This window comes from Collimonas sp. (assembly GCF_035566555.1).
Classification (GTDB): Bacteria; Pseudomonadota; Gammaproteobacteria; order Burkholderiales; family Burkholderiaceae_D; genus Collimonas.
Genome location: NZ_DATMRB010000114.1, coordinates 20,894 through 27,854, shown reverse-complemented (window position 1 = coordinate 27,854; position 6,961 = coordinate 20,894). Strand labels below are relative to the sequence as shown.

General features: G+C 61.3%; 6 protein-coding genes. 4 read left to right on the top strand and 2 right to left on the bottom strand.

What is annotated here, in order from left to right:
- A partial coding sequence (locus VNZ65_RS14840; protein ID WP_325670292.1) for an aminotransferase class III-fold pyridoxal phosphate-dependent enzyme occupies nt 1-535 on the bottom strand: 535 nt, incomplete at its 3' end.
- Nucleotides 536-710: 175 nt separating this feature from the next.
- Between VNZ65_RS14840 and VNZ65_RS14835 the strand changes: the two genes are divergently transcribed.
- Nucleotides 711-2,165, top strand: coding sequence for a PLP-dependent aminotransferase family protein (locus VNZ65_RS14835; protein ID WP_325670291.1), 1,455 nt, complete (start codon nt 711-713; stop codon nt 2,163-2,165).
- Between the two features lie 98 nt (nt 2,166-2,263).
- On the opposite strand, the gene VNZ65_RS14830 is transcribed toward VNZ65_RS14835, so the two are convergent.
- Nucleotides 2,264-2,680, bottom strand: coding sequence for a DUF4148 domain-containing protein (locus VNZ65_RS14830; protein ID WP_325670290.1), 417 nt, complete (start codon nt 2,678-2,680; stop codon nt 2,264-2,266).
- Nucleotides 2,681-3,273: 593 nt separating this feature from the next.
- On the opposite strand from VNZ65_RS14830, the gene VNZ65_RS14825 reads away from it, so the two are divergent.
- The 3 genes from VNZ65_RS14825 to VNZ65_RS14815 all read left to right on the top strand — a co-directional run bounded on the left by VNZ65_RS14825 (nt 3,274) and on the right by VNZ65_RS14815 (nt 6,952).
- Complete coding sequence (locus tag VNZ65_RS14825; protein WP_325670288.1) at nt 3,274-3,888, top strand: TetR/AcrR family transcriptional regulator; 615 nt, start codon at nt 3,274-3,276, stop codon at nt 3,886-3,888.
- Nucleotides 3,889-4,244: 356 nt separating this feature from the next.
- Nucleotides 4,245-5,456, top strand: coding sequence for a porin (locus VNZ65_RS14820; protein ID WP_325670286.1), 1,212 nt, complete (start codon nt 4,245-4,247; stop codon nt 5,454-5,456).
- A 77-nt stretch (nt 5,457-5,533) separates the two neighbouring features.
- Nucleotides 5,534-6,952, top strand: coding sequence for a YfcC family protein (locus tag VNZ65_RS14815; protein ID WP_325670284.1), 1,419 nt, complete (start codon nt 5,534-5,536; stop codon nt 6,950-6,952).
- The last annotated feature ends 9 nt before the right edge of the window (nt 6,953-6,961 follow it).

Here is a 6,961-nt window from a genome sequence, read left to right as displayed (position 1 = left end):
GCTGGCCGTCGCTGAAACCGGCCTCGGCAATGTTCAGGGTGTGCGGCAAATGATCGACGCCAGGCATCAGATTGCCGGAAAAGGCCTTGCGGTTGTTGCTGATGCCGCCCACCGAAATGCCGCCGAAGCCGACTCCGTGATAGCCGCGCTCGCGGCCGATGAAGCGGGTGCGCTGGCCTTCGCCGCGGGCGCGATGATAAGCCAGGGCGATCTTCAGCGCGCTGTCGACCGCTTCCGATCCGGAATTGGTGAAAAAGATGCGGTCCAGCCCGGCCGGCATCAGCCCCGCCACCTTATCGGCCGCGGCGAACGCCAGCGGATGACCCATCTGGAACGACGGCGCGTAATCCATGCTGCCGATCTGGCGCGTGACGGCGGCAGTGATCTCGTCGCGGCAATGGCCGGCGTTGACGCACCACAGGCCGGCGGTGGCGTCGAGCACCTGGCGGCCGTCGTCGGTCTGGTAATACATGCCCTTGGCGGACACGAACATCCGCGGCGCTTCCTTGAACTGGCGGTTGGCGGTGAATGGCATCCAGAATGCCGACAGGTCTTGATCCGATTGATGTGTGTTCACGGCAGGCGGCTTTATTGTGGTTGGTAATGGCGCCGATTATTGCAGTTACAATCTGAATTCATAGATACACTTCACACAAATCGTTAAAAGTGTATTGTTGTGAATCCTGATCTGTACTGAATACACTGCCGCCATGACTACCAAACCCGCCGCGTCCGATCCTTTGCAACTGCCCCTGCCGCTGGACCGGCAATCCGCCCTCGGCTTGGTGGAACAGGTAGTCGCCGCCCTCGGCGCCCTGATCGACAGCGGCAGGCTGCACCCCGGCGAACGGTTGCCGTCGATCCGCCAGTTCGCCCGGCAGCAAGGCGTCAGCAACGCCACCATCGTCGAAGCCTATGAACGGCTGGTGGCGAGCGGCATGCTGATCGCCCGCCGAGGCTCGGGTTTCTTCATCGCCAAGCGCGAGGCGGCGCAGCGCAGCGGCATGCCGCCGCTGCGGCCCAATCCGGTGATTGACTCGGCCTGGCTGTTTTCGGAAGTGTTTGCCGACGAACGGGTGCCGATCAAGGCCGGCTGCGGCTGGCTGCCCAGCAGCATGCTGGACGGCGAGGGTTTGCACGCGGCGGAACGGCGCATCCTGCGTTCGCCCGGAGCGCAGCAGGTCGGCTACGGCCATCCCTTCGGCTATGGGCCGCTGCGGCAAACCATTGCCAAGTCCTTTGCCAACTGGGCGCTGGAGATCGCGCCGCACCAGGTAGTCACCACCCACGGCGTGACGCAGGCGCTGGACCTGATCATGCGCACCCTGGTCAAGCCGGGCGACACGGTATTCATCGAGGAGCCCGGCTACTGCAACCTGATCGCCATGCTGCGGCTGGCGGCCATCAATGTGGTCGGGGTGCCGCGCACCGTCAGCGGCGTCGACCTGGAAGCGCTGGAGCAGCTGGCGACGCTGCACAAGCCGAAGATTTTCTTCACCAATCCTGTTTTGCAGAATCCGACCGGCACCAGTTATACCCCGGCCTGCGCGATGCGCGTGCTGCAAGCCGCCGAGCGCCACGGTTTCTGGGTGGTGGAAGACGATCTGTACCGCGAGCTGGCGCAGGCCACCGATCCGATGCTGGCCGCGCTCGACGGCCTGCAGCGCGTGATCTATGTCAGCGGCTTTTCCAAGACCATCGCGCCGTCGCTGCGGCTGGGCTTCATCGTCTGCCAGAGCGATCTGGCGCAGGAGCTGGCGCGCACCAAGATGATTTTGAGCCTGACCAATTCCGAAATCACCGAACGGCTGGTCTACAACGCCTTGACTGAAGGCCATCACCGGCGCCACGTCGAGCGCCTGGCCGGCACGCTGCTGAGCGCGCAGGCGCAGGTCAGCGCCCGCCTGGAGGACGCTGGGCTGCTGCCGTTCGGGCCGCTGCGCGGCGGCATGTTTTATTGGGCCCGGATGCAGGACAGCACGCTGAGCGCCACGGAAATTGCCGACCGCGCGCTGGCGCAAGGAATCTGGCTGGCGCCGGGCGAGTTTTTCCACGTGGCGCCGCCGTCGCATCCCTGGTTTCGTTTTAATGTTGCCTTTTCGGATCTGCCCAAGCTATCCGATTTCTTCAGCAAGTTGAGCCAGGGGCCCTCAGGAAGTAACTGAGGATCTTGCACTCGGCGGAAAATAAAAACCCGCGCACTCGTTACGAGGCGCGGGTTTTGTCATTGACTGCCGATTCCCGAAGAATCGCTGACAGGCTATCAGTTGCCGTTATTCGCATCGACCGGATATTGGCCGTTGGAGAAGACCAGTTGGCCGGAGCTGCGTGCGTCAGCCAGTTCTTGCTGGACTTCAGCACGGGTTTTACCGGACGCGGTGGTAGCGACGCGGTTGAACTGCGGATATTGCGAACCGGCGAAATCGAGTTCACCGGCAGCGCGTGCCTGTGCCAGTTCGGCCTGCACTTCGGCGCGGGTCTTGCCCGGGACGTTGCTGGCGGCGGCCGGCAGGAACACCGGGTATTGCGAGTTGGCGAAGTTGAGTTCGCCGGCGGCGCGGGCGCGGACCAGTTCGGCCTGGACTTGGGCGCGGGTCAGCGGAGCGGTATTGTCGGCTGCAAATGCAGGAGCGGAAACGATTGCGGTCAGTGCCAGTGCGGCGATCAGATTGGTTTTCATGATGAATGCTTTCTTTTTCGAGTTGATAACAAAGTGTCAAATACAGCGGCCATGCAGCGCATGGTCTGACGGGGCGGCAACTTTGCTGGACCGTCGGTGCTGGGCTGCTGGATATATATCTATCACTAGGTAGATAGCTAGGGGAAATAAAAAACGCCTGCAATAGACGACGCTTCCTGAATCCGCTATTTCATCCCGCAGTCCGGGCACGTTGCCCGATCCAGTCCTGATATTGCCGTAGGAAAAAAATCTGGGTCGGATAAGGCTGTCACAACGTGTCTGCAACTACTGTAAGATGGATTCTAGTTATCTACTGCTAGGTAGTCAAATGGTATTTGCTTATACAGATAAATCATTACCTGATAGGCCACAGATACGCCACAAAAAGAGATATTCGAATATTTGTCTACCTTTCAGTAGATAATATATGATACGATTCAAGCAGAACGTCTTTGTGATGTTGATTGTTGCATGACCCGCGCCGCTTGCCGTCGCAGGGATAAAAGACGTAGCATGGCGGGGCATTGCCGCCAGAAACTGTACAGTGCGTGCGCACCGTATTGTTCCTCTATCTCTTTATAGGTAACAAGATCATGAAAACCGTTTCCCCTGTACGCGAACAACTGCTGGAGCACACGCTGGTGCTGCTGGGCACGCGCGGCTATAACGGGTTCAGCTATCGTGACCTGGCCGAGCTGGTCGGCGTCAAGACTTCCAGCATCCACTACTATTTCCCGACCAAGGAAGACCTGGCGCTGGCAGCGGTGCAAGCTTATGCCGGCAATATCGGCGACATCATGCGCGGCATGGATGTGAACGGGCCGCTCAAGGAACAGATCGAAAAATACCTGGCGCTGTGGCGCAAGAATCTTGGCACCAGCCGCGTCTGCCTGTGCGGCATGCTGGCTGCCGAAGCTACCAGCCTGCCGCAAAACGTGCTGACCGCCCTGCAGGCTTTCTACAGCATGCACGAAGCCTGGATCACCCAGCGCCTGGAACGGGCCGTTGCTGAAAAGGGCGTGCAGCTGCCGGCTGCGCCATCGGTTTACGCCATGACCATCCTGGGCGCGCTGCAGAGCGGCCTGATTTCCGCCCGCCTGTTCGGCAAGCCTTGCAGGCTCGATGCGGCATCGGCCATGTTGCGTTCAGCCATCGCCACGGAAAGCGGCAAGCAAGCTGCCGCGGAAGCCGACGCCGCGCTTTCCTGAATCAAGCGATTTGACCCGGCGTTGTTGCAGGACGCCGACAGATTGCCGCTTTTCCACATGACTCCCGCCTGCATCGCTGTCCCGTCCTGACAGCGCCTTCTTCTCTCCCAAAACACCTAGTGTCGTGTCATGCCCGTTGCACAACCGGGTGCCCTGGCGCGCTCAGATTTTCAGCATTAACGATTGACACGGAAAAATATCGCCCCTACCATTGTTTCATATATCAATACGTTGTTTTGTTAGATGAAACATCAGAGCGGCCGGAACCGGTCAGGCATTCCCAGGCAAAGCAGGCCTGGAAATGACCGGACAGCCGAAGCCGCCATTGAATTTTTTTCAACCGGGAGGAGTGAGTCATGAAGAAGTCGTTAATTGCATTATCGGTTCTAGGCAGCTGCAGCTATGCTGCGCAGGCGCAAACCAATGTCACCGTGTACGGCCTGCTGGATTCGGGCGTCACCTATGTCAACAAGATCGCAGCGCCAACGGCTGCCGATGCGCGCGGCACCGGCAGCCGCTTCAGCGTCGATTCCGGCGATCTGCAGCAGTCGCGTTTCGGCTTCAAGGGTACGGAAGATCTGGGCGGCGGCATGAAAGCCCTGTTCCACCTGGAGGGCGGCTTTGCGGTCGACACCGGTGTCTCCGGCCAGGGCGGCCTGACTTTCGGCCGCACCTCGGTGGTCGGTCTGTCGGGCAATTTCGGTACCGTGCAACTGGGGCGGCGCAAGGACTTCATCGATGAAGTGGCTACTTACTACTCCAGCGTGTACGACTTCGGCGTGTTCATCAATGGCGTGCACGACAACAACCTGGACCGCGTCGGCGGCAACCGCGCCAACAACCAGATCCGTTACGACACGCCGCTGCTGAATGGCCTGGTGCTGAACGCCACCTACGGTTTCGGCGAAACCGCCGGTTCCACCGCCACCGGCCAGTCGATCGGCCTGGGCGCGAATTACTCGAACGGCCCGTTCGGCATCGGCATCGGCTACTGGCAATCCAAGCTGGGCACCTTGTCCGGCGGCGTCAATACCTCCAGCGACCAGGGTACGTCACTGGGCGCCGGCTGCACGCCGAGCTACGGCCACCCGGGCGATACCTGCATCAAGACCTGGATGCTGGGTTCCAGCTACAAGACCGGTCCGTGGCGTTTCTTCGGCGCCTGGTCGAAAGTGCTGCAGCCGCTGGCTACGTATGGCGGCAACGCTGCGCCGCTGGCTGTCAAATTCAGCGGCAGCGCGGGCTCGTCGCCTTTTACCGCGGGTGGCTCCAACAACAACAGCACCAATGTCTTCGACCTTGGCGTCAACTATGCCTGGTCGGACAGTTTGCGCCTGGTCGGCAGCGTGCTGCAATCGCGCTACAGCTTTATCGGCAGCAGCACCAAGGGCCGCCTGACGCAGCTCAACCTGGGCGTCGACTATAGCTTCTCCAAGCGCACCGATCTCTACAGCTATGTGGCGGACCTGCGCGCCGCCGACATGTACAGCCCGGGCGTCACCGGCGGCGCGCCTGGCGCTGACAATGCGCAAATCGCCTTCACGGTCGGCTTGCGCCACAAGTTCTAAGGCAGCATAGTGCCGGTAGCCGATAAACCGCAGCGGCACCGGCATTGCAACCGACACACAGGTCGACGGAGATCAGCATGGCAGGCAGCAGCACGGTAAGCGAAAAACAGGGCGGGCACGGCAACAGCCGCATGCTGCATCCGGTAGCGATGATGCTGCTGATCATGCTGGTGGCGGTCGGCCTGACTTATATTCTGGACTCGGGACAGTTCCAGCGCCAGGCCAAGCTGGTGGTGCCCGGCACCTACCAGCTGATCGCCAAGCAGCGCGACCTGACCTCGCTGCTGGCCGCCAGCCCCGCCGCCAGCAACGCACAGCAAGCCTATCCCGCCAGCCTGTTTTCGGCGATGGCGGCGATTCCCGCCGGCCTCGCCAAGAGCGCGCCGCTGATCTTCATGATCATGTTCATCGGCGGCATGTTCGGCGTGCTGCGCAAGAGCGGCGCACTGGATGCCGGCATCGACCGCCTGCTGGCGCGCACCGGCGGCAATGTCTACCTGCTGACGCCGGTGCTGATGATCGCCATCGCCGCCGGCAGCACGTTCCTCGGTCTGATTTCGGAATACCTGGTAATCATCCCGATGATGCTGATCCTGGCGCAACGGCTTAGCCTGGGGACGCTGTACGCCACCGCATTGGTGGCGATCGCGGCCAAGGTCGGCTACCTGGCCTCGGTAACGAATCCGCTGGCGCTGGTGATTGCCCAGCCTATCGTGCAGGTGCCGCTGTTGAGCGGCGCCGGCTTGCGGCTGGCGGTGTTCGTGCTGTTCCTGGCCATCGGCATCGCTTATCTGCTGTACTACGTCAAACGCCAGGGCTACAGCTTGCCGGCCGACCTAAGTAATGGGCAGAGGCTGTCGCTGTCGCACCGCTTCGTGCTGACAGTGGTCGGCGCCAGCGTGATCGCGCTGGTGGTCGGCACCAGCGTCTGGAAATGGGGCGATATCCAGCTCGGCACCTTCTATATCTTCGAGGGCATCATCATCGCCATCGCCGCCGGCATGTCGGTACGCACCGCCTGCGACGCTTTTGTCGAGGGCATGAAGGGCATGATGCTGGCGGGCTTGCTGATCGGTTTGGCCAAGGCGATTGAAATCATCCTGCACGACAGCCTGGTGCTGGACACCGTGATCTATCACCTGGCGGCCATCGTCGAAGGGCGCGGCCGGCTGTTTGCGGCGGAAGGCATGATCCTGGTGCAGATGCTGCTGGACGTGCTGATTCCCTCGACCTCCGGCAAGGCCGCCATCAGCATGCCCATCCTCGGTCCGATCGGCCATCTGTCCGGCGTCAGCGGCCAGAGCGTGGTGCTGGCTTTCCTGTTCGGCAACGGCCTGACCAATATGGTGACGCCGACCTCCGGCATGCTGCTGGCTTACCTGGCGACCGGCAAGGTTGGCTACGGTGCCTGGCTGCGTTTCATCCTGCCGCTGTTCGCGATCTTCACTGTGCTGGCGATGGCCTTCATGGCGTTTGCAGTTTATAGCGGCTATTGAGCCGCGGTT